This window comes from Nonomuraea sp. LP-02 (assembly GCF_036289125.1).
GTDB classification, from domain to species: Bacteria; Actinomycetota; Actinomycetes; order Streptosporangiales; family Streptosporangiaceae; genus Nonomuraea; species Nonomuraea bangladeshensis.
The window spans coordinates 8,250,954-8,268,388 of sequence record NZ_JAXCLK010000001.1 but is presented as its reverse complement, the minus strand read 5'-3'; the positions used below and the strand labels follow the sequence as shown (position 1 = coordinate 8,268,388).

At 74.5% G+C, this 17,435-nt stretch carries 16 protein-coding genes; 10 read left to right on the top strand and 6 right to left on the bottom strand.

Going from position 1 to position 17,435, the window contains the following annotated elements; translation table 11 throughout:
• Positions 1-23 precede the first annotated feature (23 nt).
• Positions 24-455, top strand: coding sequence for a hypothetical protein (locus tag SMD20_RS38810; protein WP_329590811.1), 432 nt, complete (start codon positions 24-26; stop codon positions 453-455).
• A 26-nt stretch (positions 456-481) separates the two neighbouring features.
• On the opposite strand, the gene SMD20_RS38805 is transcribed toward SMD20_RS38810, so the two are convergent.
• The 6 genes from SMD20_RS38805 to SMD20_RS38780 form a co-directional block, all read right to left on the bottom strand.
• Positions 482-1,426: a hypothetical protein gene (locus SMD20_RS38805; RefSeq protein ID WP_329590809.1), complete on the bottom strand. Its 945-nt coding sequence runs from the start codon at positions 1,424-1,426 to the stop codon at positions 482-484.
• Complete coding sequence (locus SMD20_RS38800; protein WP_329590808.1) at positions 1,423-3,960, bottom strand: SMC family ATPase; 2,538 nt, start codon at positions 3,958-3,960, stop codon at positions 1,423-1,425. The genes SMD20_RS38805 and SMD20_RS38800 overlap by 4 nt, the downstream gene beginning before the upstream one ends.
• Complete coding sequence (locus SMD20_RS38795) at positions 3,960-5,102, bottom strand: exonuclease SbcCD subunit D (protein ID WP_329590806.1); 1,143 nt, start codon at positions 5,100-5,102, stop codon at positions 3,960-3,962. The genes SMD20_RS38800 and SMD20_RS38795 overlap by 1 nt, the downstream gene beginning before the upstream one ends.
• 15 nt (positions 5,103-5,117) lie before the next feature.
• Positions 5,118-6,902: an ATP-binding protein gene (locus SMD20_RS38790; RefSeq protein WP_329590804.1), complete on the bottom strand. Its 1,785-nt coding sequence runs from the start codon at positions 6,900-6,902 to the stop codon at positions 5,118-5,120.
• A 90-nt stretch (positions 6,903-6,992) separates the two neighbouring features.
• The gene (locus tag SMD20_RS38785) at positions 6,993-7,964 is read right to left on the bottom strand and encodes a hypothetical protein (protein ID WP_329590802.1); all 972 of its coding nucleotides are present in this window, start codon (positions 7,962-7,964) and stop codon (positions 6,993-6,995) included.
• Between the two features lie 5 nt (positions 7,965-7,969).
• The gene (locus tag SMD20_RS38780; RefSeq protein ID WP_329590800.1) at positions 7,970-9,097 is read right to left on the bottom strand and encodes an ROK family transcriptional regulator; all 1,128 of its coding nucleotides are present in this window, start codon (positions 9,095-9,097) and stop codon (positions 7,970-7,972) included.
• 98 nt (positions 9,098-9,195) lie between these two features.
• Here SMD20_RS38780 and SMD20_RS38775 point away from each other — a divergent pair, with 98 nt between their 5' ends.
• The 9 genes from SMD20_RS38775 to SMD20_RS38735 all read left to right on the top strand — a co-directional run bounded on the left by SMD20_RS38775 (position 9,196) and on the right by SMD20_RS38735 (position 17,432).
• The gene (locus SMD20_RS38775; protein WP_329590799.1) at positions 9,196-10,281 is read left to right on the top strand and encodes a hypothetical protein; all 1,086 of its coding nucleotides are present in this window, start codon (positions 9,196-9,198) and stop codon (positions 10,279-10,281) included.
• A 125-nt stretch (positions 10,282-10,406) separates the two neighbouring features.
• Entirely contained in the window at positions 10,407-11,210 is an 804-nt protein-coding gene (locus SMD20_RS38770; RefSeq protein ID WP_329590798.1) for a hypothetical protein, read from the top strand.
• Positions 11,211-11,297: 87 nt separating this feature from the next.
• On the top strand, positions 11,298-12,116 hold the full coding sequence (locus SMD20_RS38765) for an ABC transporter ATP-binding protein (RefSeq protein WP_329590796.1): 819 nt from the start codon (positions 11,298-11,300) through the stop codon (positions 12,114-12,116).
• A gap of 47 nt (positions 12,117-12,163) precedes the next feature.
• Positions 12,164-13,147 (top strand): ABC transporter substrate-binding protein, encoded by a 984-nt coding sequence (locus tag SMD20_RS38760; protein ID WP_329590794.1) that lies wholly within the window; start codon positions 12,164-12,166, stop codon positions 13,145-13,147.
• Positions 13,144-15,264: an iron ABC transporter permease gene (locus SMD20_RS38755; protein WP_329590792.1), complete on the top strand. Its 2,121-nt coding sequence runs from the start codon at positions 13,144-13,146 to the stop codon at positions 15,262-15,264. Before SMD20_RS38760 ends, SMD20_RS38755 begins: the two co-directional genes overlap by 4 nt.
• 33 nt (positions 15,265-15,297) lie before the next feature.
• On the top strand, positions 15,298-16,188 hold the full coding sequence (locus tag SMD20_RS38750) for an SseB family protein (RefSeq protein WP_329590791.1): 891 nt from the start codon (positions 15,298-15,300) through the stop codon (positions 16,186-16,188).
• Positions 16,185-16,589 carry a hypothetical protein gene (locus SMD20_RS38745; protein ID WP_329590789.1) on the top strand — a complete coding sequence of 135 codons (405 nt, stop codon included), beginning with the start codon at positions 16,185-16,187 and terminating at the stop codon, positions 16,587-16,589. The genes SMD20_RS38750 and SMD20_RS38745 overlap by 4 nt, the downstream gene beginning before the upstream one ends.
• A gap of 97 nt (positions 16,590-16,686) precedes the next feature.
• Positions 16,687-17,091, top strand: coding sequence for a YbaB/EbfC family nucleoid-associated protein (locus SMD20_RS38740; protein WP_329590787.1), 405 nt, complete (start codon positions 16,687-16,689; stop codon positions 17,089-17,091).
• Positions 17,088-17,432: a hypothetical protein gene (locus SMD20_RS38735; protein ID WP_329590786.1), complete on the top strand. Its 345-nt coding sequence runs from the start codon at positions 17,088-17,090 to the stop codon at positions 17,430-17,432. The genes SMD20_RS38740 and SMD20_RS38735 overlap by 4 nt, the downstream gene beginning before the upstream one ends.
• The last annotated feature ends 3 nt before the right edge of the window (positions 17,433-17,435 follow it).

Genomic DNA, 17,435 nt, shown 5'->3' with positions numbered 1-17,435 from the left:
CGACGAGCACCAAGGAGAAAGCGATGCGAACGCTCAACACGATGGTCCTCGGTGCGGCGGTCGCCGCCGCGGCTCTGACCGCGGGCGCCCCTGCGCAGGCCGCCGCCCAGACCTCCGCCCAGACCTCCACCACCACTGCCGCCGCGGCGGCCTGCAGCCAGGTGCGCGTGTACCGTCCGGAGATGCGCAAGGGACACGTGGCCGCGACCGGCTGGGCGATCGGCTGCTCCCGCAACCAGCGCGTCAAGATCATGCTGAAGCGCAAGCGCTGGTGGGGCTGGCAGGAGATCTCCACCGCCACCTGGTACGGGGCCGGCAAGAAGACCCTGTACAAGGGCTGCAAGCGGGGCACCACCTTCACCTACCAACTGCAGGGCCAGGTCAGCTACTACGCCGGCAGCAAGTACGTCGTCCACAACGGCTACAGCCCCAAGATGCGCGCGAAGTGCCCGTGACGCGCTCGACCACCTGACCGAGGCACCTAGCCGAGGGCGGCCGTCCGCAGCGAGCGGTAGAGCAGGCGGGCGTCGCCCAGGTGGTGGCGCAGCAGCTTCTCCAGGCCGCCGATCGGCACGAGGTTCTGCGGTGCGCGCGGGTCCTTGTAGTCGACGCCGGCGAGCGGCGGCAGCGCCAGGGTCACGGCGTCGGCGAGCTTGACGACCTGGGCGGGCTCCAGCTCGGCGCTCGCCTCGCAGCGCGCGACCCCCGCCCAGGGGGCGGAGGAGCGCACCGGCAGCCGGACGTACCAGGCGTGCCGCCGCCAGCTCGTGCCCATGAGGAACACCGGCGTCCGCTGCCCCGGCGCGAGCGCCGCGACCACCGAGGACTGCGGCGGCGGCAGGTAGGCCGTGTGGTGCGTCTTGATGTAGCCGACCGTGCGCGGCAGGTGGGTACGGCCCCGCAGCGGGCCGTCCACCAGCAGCAGGTCGTCGCTTTCCGTACGGTGGCGCACCGCCAGGTCCACTTCGAGCTGGGTGACCTGCCGCTGCAACGCCAGGGACAGCTCCTCGAAGCTGGCGTCCGCGGCCTTGCTCGGATGGTAGGTGGCGTGCGGCGTCTTGACCTCGGGGGTGTTCGGCGAGGCGGAGATGAGCGTCCTGTTGACCTCGATGGCGGCCAGGTCCGCGCCCTCCGGCCCGCACCGGACGATCCCGGCCGCGTACGAGGCCGCGATCCCCGGCACCGGCATCGGCGCGCCGGGGTCCTCGACCCAGACCCGCGCGTCCACGCGGCGTACCCCGTCGGCGACCAGCAGCGTCGCGGGCGGGACCGCGTCGGGCGCGGGCGTGACCGGCTGCCAGGCGGCGGGCTGGAGCTCGATGTCGAGCACCAGCTCGGCGCTGGTGGCGCCCAGCTCGGCGATGTTCTCGACGGCGAGCGCGGCGGCGTAGCCCGGGTCCCACGGGTCGACCGTGAAGCCGCTCACGCGACCCCGGCCTTGCGGACGTGGGAGCCCTTGCCGTCGCGGCTGACCTCGAAGCGCACCGGCACCCGTTCGGCCAGCGCGGGCACGTGGGTGACCAGGCCGATCATGCGGTCCTGGCCGGCGGCCAGGCGTTCGAGCGTGGTGGCGACGGTGTCGAGGGTGGCCGGGTCGAGGGTGCCGAAGCCCTCGTCCAGGAAGATCGAGTCGAGGCTCTTGGCGACGGCCCCGGACAGCGCGAGGGCGAGGGCGAGCGCGGCCTGGAAGGTCTCGCCGCCGGACAGGGTACGGGCGCTGCGCCGCAGGCCGGCCTCGGCGTGGTCGATGACCTCGATGTCGCCGGTGCGGTCGGCGAGCGCGAGCTCGTACTGGCCGTCGGACAGCTCGCGCAGCGTCTCCGAGGCCGTGGCGACGAGCACGGCCAGGGCCTCGGCGCACAGCCAGCGCTCGAAGGCGTTGGCCCGCAGCCGCAGCGCGAGCTCGTGGGCGACCTTGGCCTCGTGCTCCTTCATGGCGACCCGCTGCTCCAGGTCGGCGGCCCGCTTGCGTTCCTCCCTGAGCCGGTCGAGGTCGCTCTCGGCACGGGCGAGCGCGCCGGCGACGGCGGCGCCGAGCTGGTCGGGCGAGGCGTCGCGGGGCGGGACGACGCCGTGCTCGGCCAGGCGCTCGGCGAGCCTGCGTCGGTCGGCGGCGAGCCGGTCGCGGGCCTCGGCGAGCTGCTGCTCCCGCGCGGCGAGCGCAGCGCGGGCGGTCTCGGCGGCCCGGTCGCGCCAGGCGAGCAGCTCGCTCCAGGCCCGGTGCAGGTCGTCACGGACGAGAGTCGGCGGCGCGTCCCCCTGGATCTCCTCGCCGGGATCCGGCGGGTCGTCGGGCCCGGACCGCCCGCCGGGGTTCAGCGGGTCTTCGCGCCCGGACCGCCCGCCCGGGCTCAGCGCGTCGTCGCGCCCGAACCGGACGCCGGAGACGAGGAGGCGGTCGCGGGCGGACTCCAGCGTCTGCCAGGCCGCCGCCGTCTGGCGTTCGACCTGGTCGGCGTGGTCGCGGGCGCGCTGCAGCCGGCCGCGGGCAGCGCGTACGGCGGCGCGGGCCTCCCCCGCCACCGCGTCCGCCTTGGCGATCTCCGCCAGCCGGGCCTCCAGCTCGGCGCGGTCGCCGGGCGCGGGCAGGGCGGCGAGCCGGGACTCCAGCCCTTCTGCCTGCCTGGCCAGCAGGGACGCCGACGTCTCGGCCTTGGCGTGCGCGGCGCGGGCGCGCTGGGCCTGCTCACGCGCCTGGGCGAGGGCGCGGTCGGCGGTGCGCATGTCGGCGGGCGAGCGGTGCAGCGGCAGCTCGCCGACCGGGTGGTGGCAGACCGGGCACGGCTCTCCGACGGCCAGCCGGTGCACCAGGTGGGCGGCGGCGTGGGCGTCGCGCAGGCGTTCGCGCCGCTCCTCGGCGGCGCCGGCGGCCTGCTCGGCGGTCTCGGCGGCCGCGGCGAGGTCCGCGAGGCCCGCGACGGCGGCCTCGGCCTCGGCGCGGGTGCGGGCCGCGTCGGCGGCGAGGCGTTCGCGGGCGTCGAGCGCGGCCAGCTCCGCCCGTGGCGCGCCGCGGTCGCCCAGCGCGGTCAGCGCCTCGAACGCCTCGTGCTCGTCGGCCTCCAGCGTGGCGACCTCGCGGGCCAGCGTCTCGACGGCCTCGGCGGCGGCGCGGCGGGCCGAGGCCAGGGTGGGAACGGCCTCCGGCATGGCCAGCCTGGCCAGCACCGCCTGCCGTTCGGCGACGGCGGCGCGCTCCTGCTCGGCGCGGCGGATGTCGCCCTCGCGGACGCGCAGCAGGTCGAGGTCGGCGCCGATGGCGTCGGAGAGCCGGCGCAGCGCCTCCATGCGCTCGGCCAGCTCGCGCTCGGCCTCCTCGCTCGCGCCGGACAGCTTGGCGAGCTGGTCGCGGGCGAAGGACGCCTCCTGCCTGGCGCTCTCCTCCTCGCGGGCGGCGCGCTGCCTGATCAGCTCGTACACGTCGGCGTCGAGGAGCTGCACCAGCAGGTCCTGGCGTTCGCGCGGGGCGGCGTGCAGGAACTCGGCGAAGCGGCCCTGCGGCAGCACCACGCACTGGGTGAAGAAGCGGTATTCGAGGCCGGTGACCCGCTGCGCCTCGGGGGTGACGCCCTCTCCCTCGGCGAGCGGCTTGACCACGGCCTCGAACGCCTGCTCCAGCGGCGCGGCCGGATCGAGCTCGTCGAGCCGCGCCTCCTTGGTGCGGACCGCGCCCTTGGCGTCGCGCACCATCGCGCGGACCACGCCGTAGCGGCGGCCGTCGCTGTCGAAGACCATCGCGACCTTGCCGGCGGCGACGGACGGCGCGAGGGCGTGCGCGACGGCGCCCTCCCTGCCCCAGCGTGGCACGGTGCCGTAGAGGGCGAAGCAGACGGCGTCGATGATCGTGCTCTTGCCGGCGCCGGTCGGGCCGACGAGCGCGAAGTAGTCGGTGTCGGAGAAGTCGACGATCACCGGCTCGCGGAAGCTGCCGAAGTGGTCGAGGTGGAGCAGCAGGGGGCGCATCAGCCGGTCACCTCGTCGTAGAGCCGGTCGAACAGGCCGGCCACCTGGTCGTCGTGGCGTCCGGTGGCGGCGAGATAGTCGCGGAACAGCTCGCGGGGGCTGCGGCCGGCCGTGCCGGCCCGGCGGGTGGCGGGCACCGGGCGGAACTTCTCGTCCAGCATGACGTCCACGGCGGCGCCCGCGAGCAGCTCGCGTACGTCGTCGGCGAGCCCGACGCGGGGTTTCTCCTCCACGACGACCTTGAGCCAGTCGTCGCCCGGGTCGATGCCCTCCAGCTGCTCCAGCGTGCCGCGTACGGTGCGGAGCCGGCGGGCCGAGGAGAAGGGCAGCTCGCGGACCACGGCGGGCCGGCCCGGCGAGACCTCGACCAGCAGCGCGCCCGGCACGTTGCCCTCCTCGCCGAAGTCGACGTTGAGCGGCGAGCCGCTGTACCAGATCGGGCAGGGGCCGGGGATCTGCTGGCGGCGGTGGAGGTGGCCGAGCGCGGCGTACTGGGTCGTGGTGGGGAAGGCGGTCGGCTCGAAGTAGTACGAGAAGATCGACTGGGCCTCGCGCTCGCCGCCGCCGAACGCGCCGCCCGGCAGGGTGCCGTGCGTGGTGACGAGGTTGACGGTGTCGCCGTGGAAGCCGGCGGTGAGCGCGCCGATCAGCTCGCCGATGCGGGAGGCGTAGTCGCGGTTGTGCTCGGCGGCGGTGCCGGTCAGCACCTCGGCGGCGCGTACGACGTAGCGGTGCGACAGGAACGGCAGCACCGCCAGCCGCACCGGCTCGCCCGTGCGCGCGGTGAAGGCGAGCGTGCCGCCCGCGTCGGGGCGGCGGAAGACGCCGACCACGTGCAGGCCGAGCTTGCCCAGCACGGGCCGGTAGACCTCCAGGAGCTGCGCGTTGTCGTGGTTGCCCGCCAGCACGACGACGTCGCGGTTGTCGCCGCGCAGCGCCATGAGCGCGCCCAGCACCAGCGACTGCGCCTCCGGCGTGGGCGCGGAGGTGTCGAAGAGGTCGCCGGCCACGATGACGGCGTCCACGTCGTGGGTGCGGGCGGCGGCGACCAGCTCGCGCAGCACCTCCCGGTGCTCGTCGAGACGGGATCGGCCCTTGAGCACCTTGCCCACGTGCCAGTCCGCGGTGTGCAGGATCTTCACGAAACCACCTGGGGGTCAGAAGGGCGGGATGTCGTCTTCGATGGCGGACGGGAGGCCCTGGAACGGGTCGCCGCTCGTCCTCGCGCCCGGCCGGTCGTCGGCGCGCGGCGCGGCCTCGGCGGGCCGGGTGGCCCAGGCGGGGAACGGGAAGGCCACGGCCAGCGGCACCGGGATCTCCGGCTGGGCCACGAACATGGTGCCCGGCTTGGCGATCGTGGCGCGCTCGCGGACGGCCGGGGGCATCCAGCCGTACTCGGAGCGGGCGGCCTCGGCCGGGTCGAGCCGCCCGGCGACGCGGACGGCGCTGTTGGAGACGATCCGCCGCTCCACCTCGGAGGCGGTCTGCTGGGCGCCGATGAGGATGACGCCGAGCGAGCGGCCCCGTTCGGCGACGTCCAGCAGGATCTCCTTGATCGGGGAGTCGCCCTCGCGCGGCGCGTACTTGTTGAGCTCGTCCAGCACCACGAACAGCAGCGGCTTGGCGCTGCCCGAGGACTCCTTGCGGTGGAACTCGCCGCGCAGCACGACGCCGACCACGAACCGCTGCGCCCGCTCGGGCAGGTTGTGCAGGTCGACGATGGAGACCTGGGCGTCGGAGGTGCTGACCGAGTGGCTGCGGTAGAAGGGCAGGTCGCCGCGGACGATCGGGGACAGCGGGCGCACGGCGCTGCGCAGGCGGCGCAGGAAGGCGTTGACGGTGCCGAGCGGGGTCTGCGCGCCGGTCCAGTCCCTGCGGGTGTCCTCCTCCTGGAGCTGGTCGGAGAGCATCTCGACAAGGTCGGCGAAGGTGCGGCAGGTGGTGCCCTGCACGCGTACGGCGCCGCCGTCGCCGATCGGCTCGGCCCACGACTTCAGCCGGGCCGCGACCTGCCCGACGAGCAGGGAGTAGCCGGCCCGCTCGTCGTCGGCGTCGGCGAAGACGAAGCGCAGCAGCTCCTCCTGGCAGAACTCGACCAGCGTCCAGTAGAAGGCGCTGACGCCCTGCGTGCGGGCGGCGACGTGCGGGACGCCGTTGGGGTCGTTGGGGCGGGGCGGGGCGAAGACGTGGACGCTGCCGAAGGCCCGCGCGGGCAGCCCGAGCCGGGCGTAACCGTCGCGGGCGCGCTGGTCGAGCCGGGTGTTGTCGTGGTCGAGGAAGAGCAGGTCCTCGCCCTTGACGGAGAAGATGAGCGCCTTGGTGTTGGCCGACTCGGCGTCGAGCACGCCGGAGTTGAAGATCGAGTAGAGCAGGAACGTGGCGAAGGAGGTCTTGGTCGCCACGCCGGACACGCCGGAGATCGACACGTGGGCGCCGCGGGTGCCGTCGAGGAAGTCGAAGTTCACGTAGAGCGGCTGGCCGTCGCGGCCCATGCCGAGCGGGATGCGGCGATCCATGACGTCGAAGTAGAGCGCCTGGTCGCGGTCGCCGGCGCCGGCCAGGTAGACCTGGGAGCCGGGCAGCGGCGGCACGAACACCTCCGGCTCGACCCGGGTCACCCGCACCTCGGCCACCTCGACGACGGCGGCCGGCAGCGCGCCGTCGGCGATGAGGAACACATCGGAGTCGTACGCCGCGCCCTCGTGCCGGGCCTCCACCGTGGTCACCACGCCCGCGACCAGCACCGGGCCGTGGCCGGGCACCTCGCGCCTGGTCACCACCACGTCGTCGAGCTGGAGCACCCTGCCCGGCTCCAAGCCCACCCAGAACGACAGCGGCGAGGCCGCCTGCGTGCCGAGCACCCGCCCGACCACCTCACCGGTCACCTGCGCCCCGCCTGCCGCTGTCGCCGCCTGCGGGCTCGCCGCTCCGTTGACCGTCACCAATCCCTCCGCCCCCAACCAACGCCCTTCCCAAGGAGGGTAGTAGGGCGGGCGGGGTGCGTCCGGCTCATTCGACCGCCGGGACCCCGTTCATCCGCCGGTGCGCGTGACGGGAACGCGGTGGACGCGCAGTTCGTGCGCGCCGTCGGCGCGGGTCATCTCGTAGTAGAGCCACCAGTGGCCGTCGTGGAGCAGCGCGTCGAGGTAGCGGACCGAGCCGGTGCCGTACGGGGAGGTGACCCAGGGGCCGTACTCGGACAGCCGCCGCCAGGAGAACAGGTCGGAGGAGACGGCGACGCCGCAGCGTTCCTCGTAGTTCTCGGTGTGGGAGGCCGAGCCGTCGTAGAAGCCGACGTAGCCGCCGCCGGGCACGGGGACGACGCTGTTGAGCCGGGCCTGGTAGCGGTCCCAGCCGGTGCCGACGGGCAGGACCGCGCCGCGCCAGGTGAACGACTCGCCGTCGAGGCTGGTGGCCAGGCCGGTCGGGTGGACGGTCGCGCCGACGTTGTAGATGTCGGCGGTGGCGTGGGCGCCGGGGTCGGGGCGGTCCATGGGTGCGGCGTAGCTGGCGAACAGGTACGTGACAGGACCGGCCCGCAGCACGAACGGGTCCTTGACCCCTTCGGTGCCGGTGGAGGCCGCGGTCAGGACCGGCCGGGCGCGGGTGACGTCGAACCGCGACGGGTGCTCGGCGGTGAGCGCGTCGATGCGCCACCGGTTGTCGGCGGGGTCCACGTACGACAGGTAGAGCCGGTAGCCGCCGCTGACCGGCATCAGGCAGAAGCGTTCCATGGAGGGGGTGCCGAGCTCGTCCTTGTGCACGCTCCACACGTCGGTGAACCGCAGGCCGTCGTCGCTCACGGCCACGGCGCACTGCCAGCCCCGCTCGGCCTCGGCGCCCCTCGGCCGCCGCCGCCGGTAGGTGAGCCAGAACCGCTCGCCGTCGTGCAGGACTCCGGCCGCGCCGCTCCAGTAGCCCGGCTCGTCCTTCTCCGGCTCCATCACCACGGAGCCCGCCACCGGATCGAACGCGGACAGCGGAGCGAACACACGATTTCCCACTTTGCCTACCTTTCGTACAAGAAACTGTCCAGGGCGACGGCGGCTCCGCCCACGACCCCGGCGTCGCCGCCGAGGGTCGGACGGTCCACCCGTACCATGTCGCGCAGCACGGGGAACACCTTGGCGCGCAGCGCGGCGCGCACCCGGTCGAAGACCGGCTCGGGAGCCGTGCGGAAGATGCCTCCGAGCAGGATCAGCTCGGGGTTGAGCAGGTTGACCACGCTGGCCAGGCCCGTGGTCAGATGGTCGGCGACCTCGCCGAGCAGCTCGTCGTCCAGCTCGGCGAGCGGGTCGGGCGAGCGGCGGCCGAGCCGTTCCGCGAGGTACGCCTCCGACACGACGGTCTCCAGGCAGCCGGTCGCGCCGCAGGCGCAGGTCCTGCCCTTCTCCCTCACACGCAGGTGGCCGAGCTCGGTGACGCCGTACGCGCCGGGCCGGAACGGCTGCCCGCCGATCACCAGCCCGGCGCCCACGCCGGTGCGGACGTGGACGTAGAGGAGCGGGTCCGCGCCGCCGGTCGCGCCGTAGCGGCTCTCGGCGAGCGCCATGGAGCGTACGTTGTGGTCCACGACCGCGGGGACGCCGAGCGCGGGCTCCAGCAGGTCGGCGAAGGGCACGTCGCGCCAGCCGAGGTTGACCGACAGGACGTTGCGGCGGTGCTCACCGTCCACCGGGCCCGGGGCGGCGACCCCGACGCCGAGCAGCCGCCCGTCGGGCAGGCCCTTGGCCAGCAGGGACGCCTCCTCGGCGATGCGGGCGACCACCCGCTCGGGCCGCTCGGCGGGGTCGAAGGCGAACGACGCGCTCCGCGTCACCCGGGCCCTGATGTCGCACAGGCCCAGCTCGACGGTGCCCGCGCCGACCCGTACGCCGATGACGTTGCGGGCGTCGGCCCTGATGCCGATGCCCGTGGACGGCCGGCCGACCCGCTGGCCGGCCCCCTCCACGGCGCCCTCGGCGACCAGGCCCTCGTCGAGGAGCTGGCCGACGACCTTGGTCATGGTGGTGGCCGACAGGCCGAGCCGCCGCGCGAGGTCGGCGCGCGGCTGGGCGCCGTCGTCGCGCAGGCTGCGCAGCACGAGCCGGAGGTGGTGCCTGCGCACGTCCTGGACCGGTGAGATCCGATCGCCCATCGTCGCCCCTTAAGTAACTACTGGTGAGAAAATAAGGCACTCGTCCGAATTAGGCAATATGTCGCGAATCTGCGGCATCGGGGTCGTAGGCTGCCCGCGTGATCAGCCGTCCCGCTCAGGTGGAGTCGCTCCTGTCGGCCGCCGTCGTCGGCTGGGAGCCGGTGCCGCCCTGGGCCGTGGCGCGGGCGCGGCTCGGCGCGGGCGGGTCGGTGATCGCCAAGTGGACGCGCCCCCACGTGCTCCAGGCGCGGGACAACGGCCGGCGGACCCGTACCGAGGTGGCCGCGCTGCGCTTCCTCTCCGACGACCTGGGCCTCGACCTCGCGCCGCGCGTCCTCGCCGCCGACCTGGACGGCGGCCTCGTGGTGCTGGAGGACCTGTCCCCGCGCACGCCGCTGGACGGGCTGCTGCGCGCGGACGGCCCGGCCCCGCACGCCGGCCGGCTGGCCGCCTTCGGCCATGCCCGCGGCACGCTGAACGCCGCCACCGCCGGCCGGGCCGCGGCCTACTACGCCCGGCGGGCCGCGCTCGGCCCGATCTCCCCCGCCGAGGACCGCGCCGGGCACCTCGCCGGGCACCACGAGCGAGGGCTGCGGGCGGCCGGCGCCTTCGGCGCGCCGGTCACCGGCCGCGCGGCGGACGAGCTGGCCGCCGCCGTGACCGAGCTGCGCGAGCCAGGACCGTTCCTGGCGCTGAGCAACGGCGACCCGGAGAGCAACAACGTGCTCGTCCACGCCGCCGGCGAGCCGGACCCCCGGCTCATCGACTTCGAGTTCGCCGGGTACACGCACTGCCTGCACGACGCGGTCTGCCTGCACGTCCCCGGCCCCGGCTGGCTCTCGGTGGCCGATCCCGGGCCGGCCGCCGCGTACCGGCGGGCCCTGGCGGCGGGCGTGCCCGAGGCCGAGGACGACCGCCGCTACGGCTTCGGCCTCGCCGCGGCCTGCCTCTGGTACGCCCTCGTCCGCGTGGAACGCCTGCCCGCCCTCGACGCCCGCCCGCCGGGCGATGACAGCCGGGCCCAGCTCGTGGCGACCCTGGAGGCGGCGGACGTCATCGCGAAGGGCGTGCTGCCGCACCTGGCGGGCTGGGCGGGCCGGACCGCCGAGCTGCTCCGCCGCCGCTGGCCGGACGCGGACCGGGATCTCGGCGGGCTGCCGCCGTACACGCCGCGCCGCCGGTGACCGCCGTTCCCGACCAGGCTCACCAGGAGTCGGGGCGGGCGGACGCCGCGGCCGGCGGCCTTGCCGAGGCGCACGGATCGTGGAAACTTGTACCCTTCGTCCCCGTCTCCGTCCGGGAGCCTTCCGTGCGTGTCGCCCTGCTCGTCCCCCTCGCCGCCCTCCTGTTAGGAAGCGCCCCCGCGGCCGCCGCGGCCCCCGAGGTGCTGGACTACACGTGCACCGCGACCGCGACCGGCGACAGGCAGAACATCAAGATGAGCGTCGAGCTGACCGTGCCGGCCACCGGCGGCGTCCAGCAGCACCTGACGATCGGCTGGAAGGGCTCCTACTCCGGCTCGGCTCAGCTCCTCGCGCCCGCGACCGGCCTGGAGGCCGGGCTCAACCTGTACGCCTACGCCGGCATCAGCGGCATGCCCGGCCTGACCTCGGCCACGGGCGTCGCCCAGCTCACCGGCGTCGCCCCCGGCGCGCCGATCACCCTCCCCACGACGACGGTCAACCTGACGACCACCCCGTCGCAGGCGGGCACGGGCAAGGTGCACGCGGCGTCCGTGAACTTCGGCCCCAGCCCGCAGGAGCCGGTGATCGAGTGCGAGCTCCCGAGCACCGCCACGCCCGCGGAGCACCCGCTGACGATCAGCGCCACGGGCGCTTCGCCCAGCCAGACCCCCACACCCAGCACCACTCCGACCCCGACGCCTACCCCCACCCCCACTCCCACTCCCACCGATGACGAGGAGGAGGACCCGGAGGACGACGCCACTCCGGAGGAGAGCGACAGCCCCACGAACGTGCCGTCCGGCGGCGTCTCCACGGGAGGCGGCGGCGAGGCCGGCCCCGACGGGCGGGTGCTGATCCTGGCCGGCTCCCTGCTGCTGCTGGCCGGGGGCACGGGCCTCGTCCTGCGCCGCCGCCGGCTGCCGTGGTGAGTGTGATCGCGATTGTGACCAGGAGCACGTGCCCGAGAGGTGCCCCCGGTATTCCCCGGCAGCGAAGGTTAGCCTAACCTTAGCTTCATGACTGAGGAGATCTCCCTCCGCGGCGCGGAGCTGTGCCTGAGCTACCACGGCACCCCCGTGGTGCAGGACGCCCGCATCGCGCTCCGCCCGGGCCGGGTCACCGCCCTGGTCGGCCCCAACGGCAGCGGCAAGTCGACCCTGCTGCGCGCGCTGGCCCGGCTGCACCGCCCCGACAGCGGCGCGGTGACCCTGGCCGACGGCTCCTCAGCCCTGGACCTCACGTCCCGCGATTTCGCCCAGCGGGTGACGCTGCTCTGCCAAAGCCGCCCCACGCCGGGGGGCGTCCAGGTACGCGACGTCGTCGGCTACGGCCGCCACCCCTACCGCCGGCGCTGGCGGGCCGGCGACCCCGAGGGCGAGGTGGCCGTCGCCCGCGCGATGGAGCTCACCGGCGTCGCCGTCATGGCCGACCGTCCCGTGGACGAGCTGTCCGGCGGCGAGCTGCAGCGCGTCTGGCTGGCCACCTGCCTGGCCCAGGACACCGGCGTGCTGCTGCTCGACGAGCCCACCACGTTCCTGGACCTGCGCTACCAGGTGGAGCTGCTGGACCTCGTCCGCGACCTCGCCGACGACCACGGCGTCGCCATCGGCGTCGTGCTGCACGACCTCAACCAGGCCGCCGAGATCGCCGACCACGTCGTCCTCCTCCAAGGCGGCCGGGTCCGCGCCGAGGGCACGCCCGCCGAGGTCCTCACGACCGAGCTGCTCACCGCCGCCTACGGCATCCGGATCGAGGTCGCCTGCGACCCCCGTACGGGCACCGTGAGCACCCGCCCCGTCGGCCGGCACACCCGCGCGGTCCCGGTCGCCGTCTGATCCCCCTCAGCACCTCTGCCCCGATTCACCACACGTCAGGAAAGACCATGCGCAAGACCCTGCTCGCCCTCGCCTCCACCGTCCTGCTCGCCACCGCGTGCGGGACGACCGAGGCCCCCGTGACCGAACAGGCGGGGCCGAGCGGCAGTCCCTCCGCCGCCGCCAAGATCACCGTGACCGACAGCCGTGGCAAGGAGGTCACGCTGGACGGGCCGGCGACCAGGGTGGTCAGCCTGGAGTGGGCCGAGACCGAGATGCTCGCCTCCCTCGGCGTCATGCCGGTCGGCGCGGCGGACGTGAAGGGCTACGCCACCTGGGACACCGCCGCCAAGCTCGACGACTCGGTCAAGGACGTCGGCACCCGGCAGGAGCCCAGCGTCGACTCCATCAGCGCCCTCCAGCCCGACCTGGTCGTGATGGAGGCCACGCGGGACGCGCCGCTGATCGGGCAGCTCGAGAAGTTCGTGCCGGTGCTGGTGACCAAGGGCAGCGACGGCAGCGACAACATCAAGCGCATGCGTGACGACCTCGGCATGATCGCCCAGGCGGTCGGCAAGACCGACCAGGCGACCAAGCTGATGGCCGACTTCGACGCCGCCATGGCCGCCGGCAAGCAGAAGCTGGCCGACGCGGGCGCGGCGGGCAAGCCGTTCGTCATGGCCGACGGGTGGAAGCAGGGCAGCACGATCTCGGTCCGCCTGTTCGGCAAGGGCTCGCTGGTCTCCGAGGTCGCGGGACAGCTCGGCCTCACCAACGCCTGGACCGGCAAGGTGGACGAGCAGTGGGGCCTCGGCACCACCGACGTCGAGGGCCTGACCGCGCTCAAGGACCCCGACACCCGCTTCTTCTACAACGCCTCCGACGGCGACGACGTCTTCGCCGACGGGCTCGCCTCCAACGCCATCTGGAAGTCGCTGCCGTTCGTCAAGAGCCAGCAGGTCCACAAGCTGCCCAACGGCATCTGGACCTTCGGCGGGCCGCTGTCCTGCCAGCAGTTCGCCGACGCGCTGGTGAAGGCGTACGCGGGTTGAGCAACGCGCCACGACCCGGCTCGGGCGCGCCGGCCGGACCGGTTCTCGCGCCCGAGCCGCCGGGCACGCCGCTGCGGCGGCTCGGCACCGCCGGGGTCTTCGTGCTCGCGCTGGCCGCCGTCGTCGTGATGGCGGCCGTGCACGTGACGCAGGGCACCTCGTCGATCGGCGCGTTCGACCTGCTGGCGCTGCCGTTCGGCGGCGACGAGGAGGCCGCCCGCGTGCTGCTGGCCTCCCGCCTGCCCCGGCTGCTCGCCGGGGTGGCGGTCGGCGTCGCGCTCGGCGTCGCGGGCTCCCTGCTGCAGTCGGTCGCGCGCAACCCGATGGCCGCGCCGGACACGCTGGCCGTCAGCGCCGGGGCGTACCTGGCGGTGGCGACGGCGGCGGCGTTCGGGCTGGCGCTGCCGCTGCCCCTGTCGGGCGGGCTCGCCCTGGTCGGCGGCCTCGCCGCGGCCGGGCTGGTGATGGCGCTGTCGGCGGGCGGGCGCGCCGGGACGACCCGGCTCATCCTCGCCGGGTCCGCCACCGCCCTGGCGCTCCAATCGCTCACCAACCTCGTCATGATCCTGTTCGAGGAGGAGACGACCGGGCTGTTCGCCTGGGGCAGCGGCTCCCTGGTGCAGAGCGACTTCGGCGCCGTCGCCCAGCTCGGGCCGCTCATCGCGGCGGTGCTGGTGGCGGCGGTGCTGATCGGGCCGCGGGTGGACATCCTCGGCCTGGGCGACGACACCGCCGCGGTCCTCGGGGTGAACGTGCGCCGGCTGCGCGGCTGGCTCGTCCTGATGGCGGTCCTGCTGGCGGCGACCGCCGTGACGATCGCGGGGCCGATCGGGTTCGTCGGGCTCTGCGCGCCGGTGATCGTACGCCTGCTGCCGAGGACCATCCCCGGGCTGCACCGCAACCGGGCGCTGCTGCCGCTGTCCGGGCTGGCCGGCGCGCTGATCGTGCTCGGCTCCGACATCCTGCTGCGGGCCGCGCTCGGCGGGCAGGCCGGGGTCGAGGTGCCGCCCGGCGTGGTCACGACGATCCTCGGCGCGGGCGTGATGATCTGGCTGGCGCGGCGCTACCGGGACGCGGGGCCGACCCGCACGCCGCCTGCCGTACGCACCGGCGGGGCCCGCAGCCGCGGGGCCTTCCTCGCCGTGGTGGCGGTCTGCGCCACGCTGCTGGTCGCGGCGCTGGTCGCCGGCCTGCTCGGCGGCGACCGGTGGCTGCTCACCGGCGACGTGCTCAACTGGCTGCAGGGCCGCTCGGGGCGGGCGCTCACGTTCGTGCTCGACCAGCGCTGGCCTCGGGTGCTGGCCGCCGTGCTGGCGGGGGCCGCGCTGGCCGTCGCGGGCGCCGCGGTGCAGGCCGTGTGCCGCAACCCGCTGGCCGAGCCTGGCGTGCTCGGCGTCACGGCCGGGGCCGGGGTCGGGGCGATCTCGCTGCTGGCCGCCGCGCCGCTGGCCGGCGTCTGGATGATGTCGGCCACCGCCGGCGCGGGCGCGCTGGTCACGTTCGCCGTGGTGTACGCCCTGTCCTGGCGCGGCGGGCTGCACTCGGACCGGCTGGTCCTGATCGGCATCGCCATGCAGGCGGCCTGCACGTCGGTCACCGTGCTGATCATCGTCAAGTCCGATCCGTGGAACACCGCGCTGGCGCTGACCTGGCTGTCCGGCTCCACGTACGGCCGGGTGCCCGCCCAGCTCGTCCCGGTGGTGCTGGCGCTGCTGGTGGCCGTTCCGCTGCTGGCCTGGCTCCGCCGCGACCTCGACCTGCTCGCGCTGGACGAGAACACCCCGCGCGTCCTGGGCGTGCCCCTGGAACCCGTCCGCCTGGCCGCGCTGGGCGCGGCGGTCGTGCTGACCAGCACGGCGGTGTCGGCGGTGGGCGTGGTCGGCTTCGTCGGCCTCGTCGCGCCGCACGCCGCCCGCGCCCTGGTCGGCTCGCGGCACGCGCGGGTGCTGCCGGTGGCGGCCCTGCTCGGCGCGTTGCTGGTGAGCCTCGCCGACACCCTGGGCCGTACGGTCATCGCCCCCGCTCAGGTGCCGGCCGGCCTGGTCACGGCGCTGATCGGCACGCCGTATTTCGTCTACCTGCTCTGGCGGGCCCGCGCCCAGGCCGACGCGAGCTGAGGCGTTCGCCGCGAGCCGCGGCAGACTGGACGAATGACATCAACCGATCATCGACCGGTCAGCCCGTTCGAGGAGCGGCTGTGGGCGGCCCACCAGGACGGGCAGACCGCGTTGTGCCTCGCCCTGCTGCGGGAGTCGGAGCTGGCGCTGCCGATCACCGCGGCCGCGGCGTCCGGGGACGAGCCGCCCGCGTGGGCGACGGTCGCGGACGGTCCGCGTACGTGGCTGGTGGCGTACACGTCGGTGGAGGGCATGCGGCTGGCCACCGGCGGGGCGGCTCAGTACGGCCGGATCGCCGCGCTGCCCGAGCTGGCGGCGGGCTGGCCGGACCCCCGGTGGGGGCTGGCGGTCAATCCCGGGCTCTCCGCCGCCTTCCTGCTGGAGCCGGGGACGGTCGCCAGGCTGGCAGTGCCCACGCTGATCCAGGACCTGCGGCTCGCCCCTGACTCGGGGGTGCCGGCGGTGCAGAAGCTGCTCGCGCCCGCCGACGTCCACGCCCTGTTGACCGGCGGCGAGCCGCGGATCTCCGGCTACTGCCACCACGCGCTCGACGTCTCGCACATCGCCACGCCGGACGTGCTCGCCGCGGCGCTCGGCCAGCCCGCCATGCTGACCTCCGACGGCTCGCTGAACGTCCTGCGCTGGCGGCCCGCCGGCCTGGCGCTCTACCTCACGCCCTACGGCGGGACCGACGAGGAGAGCCGCGCGGCGGTCGCCGGATGGGTGGTCGAGGAGCCGCCGTTCGTCGGGATGGGCCTGGTGCCGAGCGTCGACCACGTCATCCGCGAGTACAAGGTGTACGACGTGCCGCTCCCCCACGGCGCGGAGATCTGGGAGCTGACCGCCGGGGGCACCGAGCACCGGCGCGCGATGTACCACGGCGACCTGCGGCGATGGCTGCTCATCGGGACGCGGGCGGCATGAGCGGGAGCTTCTACCTGGCCCGCTGGCAGGGCGCCGACTACCCGGCCAGCCCGGAGCCGCACGCCATGGAGCTGTGGATCCGGCTGCGGAGCCCCGAGCCGCTGGACGGTTTCGAGGAGGTCGAGCCCGGTTGCCACGTCCGTACCGTGCCGGCGCCGGAGTGCGAGGCGCTGCACCTGGTGAGGACCGTCTGCCGCTGGCGGCAGGAGTCGTTCCTCGTGCGGGAGGAGCGGGACGGGCAGGTGTGCCTGGAGTACCTCGGCGGTTCCGTGCTGACGGCGCGCGCGCTCGGGCTGGAGCGGATCGAACGCGGGGTCTACCGGCGGCGGGTTCCCCGGGAGGAGGTCTCGGAGCTGCGCGAGCAGGTCACGCCGCTAGATGTCGGGATTCAACACTTTTGATAGATCTCTTGCCTTCTGCTGTTCATGTGACGGAAACTGATCGGTAACACGTGAGTGACGTCGGGGACGTGTGAGCTTGGCATCGGGGGTTTGTCGCGTGGACTCGTCGGATCGGCCGGACGCCGCGGCGATGCGCGCCTACGCCGACGAACTGCGCGAGATGTTCCGGCAGATCTCCGACGCCGGCCAGGAACTGCACGAGAAGGCCCGAGCCCTGCGGACCACCGCGAAGTCGCGCGACGGCCTGGTGACGGTCACCGTCAGCGCCCGCGGCGAGCTCGTCGGGCTCGACCTCGACCCGCGCATCTACCGGCACCCCGACGCGCGCCGCCTGGCCGGCACGATCCTCGACACCGTACAGCGGGCCACGGACCAGGCGCGCGAGCGCGTCATGGAGATCCTGGAGCCGGTCGTGCCGCGCGACGAACTCCTCGCGCACCTCGACGGCGACCTCGACACCGCCATGGCCCGCTTCGCCGAACGGATGGAGGGCAAAAGGTGAGGCTCTGGGACGGCACGCAGATCGCGAAGCCCGTCGTCTACCGCGGCATCACGCAGTGGACGACGATGGCCGACGACCTGAGCGGAGAGGCCACCCGCCTGATCGCCCAGGTCAAGGCCGCGCTCGCGGCCGAGCCGTGGGGCAGGGGCGCCGAGGGCCAGTCCTTCTACGTCTCCCACTTCCGCGGCGACGGCCCGAACCGCATGCTCACCCAGTACGAAGACCTCGCCGAGGCGATCGTCGACGCCGGCACCAGAGTGCGCGCGAACGTCGACAACACCCTGCTCACCGACGCCGACATCAAGAACGACCTGCAGGCCAACCTGACGATGCAGGTCTGACCC

Coding starts and splice junctions, on each gene's coding strand:
- SMD20_RS38750 (WP_329590791.1), top strand. CDS start 15,298: ATGACATCAACCGATCATCGACCGGTCAGCCCGTTCGAGGAGCGGCTG.
- SMD20_RS38765 (WP_329590796.1), top strand. CDS start 11,298: ATGACTGAGGAGATCTCCCTCCGCGGCGCGGAGCTGTGCCTGAGCTAC.
- SMD20_RS38760 (WP_329590794.1), top strand. CDS start 12,164: ATGCGCAAGACCCTGCTCGCCCTCGCCTCCACCGTCCTGCTCGCCACC.
- SMD20_RS38745 (WP_329590789.1), top strand. CDS start 16,185: ATGAGCGGGAGCTTCTACCTGGCCCGCTGGCAGGGCGCCGACTACCCG.
- SMD20_RS38800 (WP_329590808.1), bottom strand. CDS start 3,960: ATGCGCCCCCTGCTGCTCCACCTCGACCACTTCGGCAGCTTCCGCGAG.
- SMD20_RS38810 (WP_329590811.1), top strand. CDS start 24: ATGCGAACGCTCAACACGATGGTCCTCGGTGCGGCGGTCGCCGCCGCG.
- SMD20_RS38780 (WP_329590800.1), bottom strand. CDS start 9,097: ATGGGCGATCGGATCTCACCGGTCCAGGACGTGCGCAGGCACCACCTC.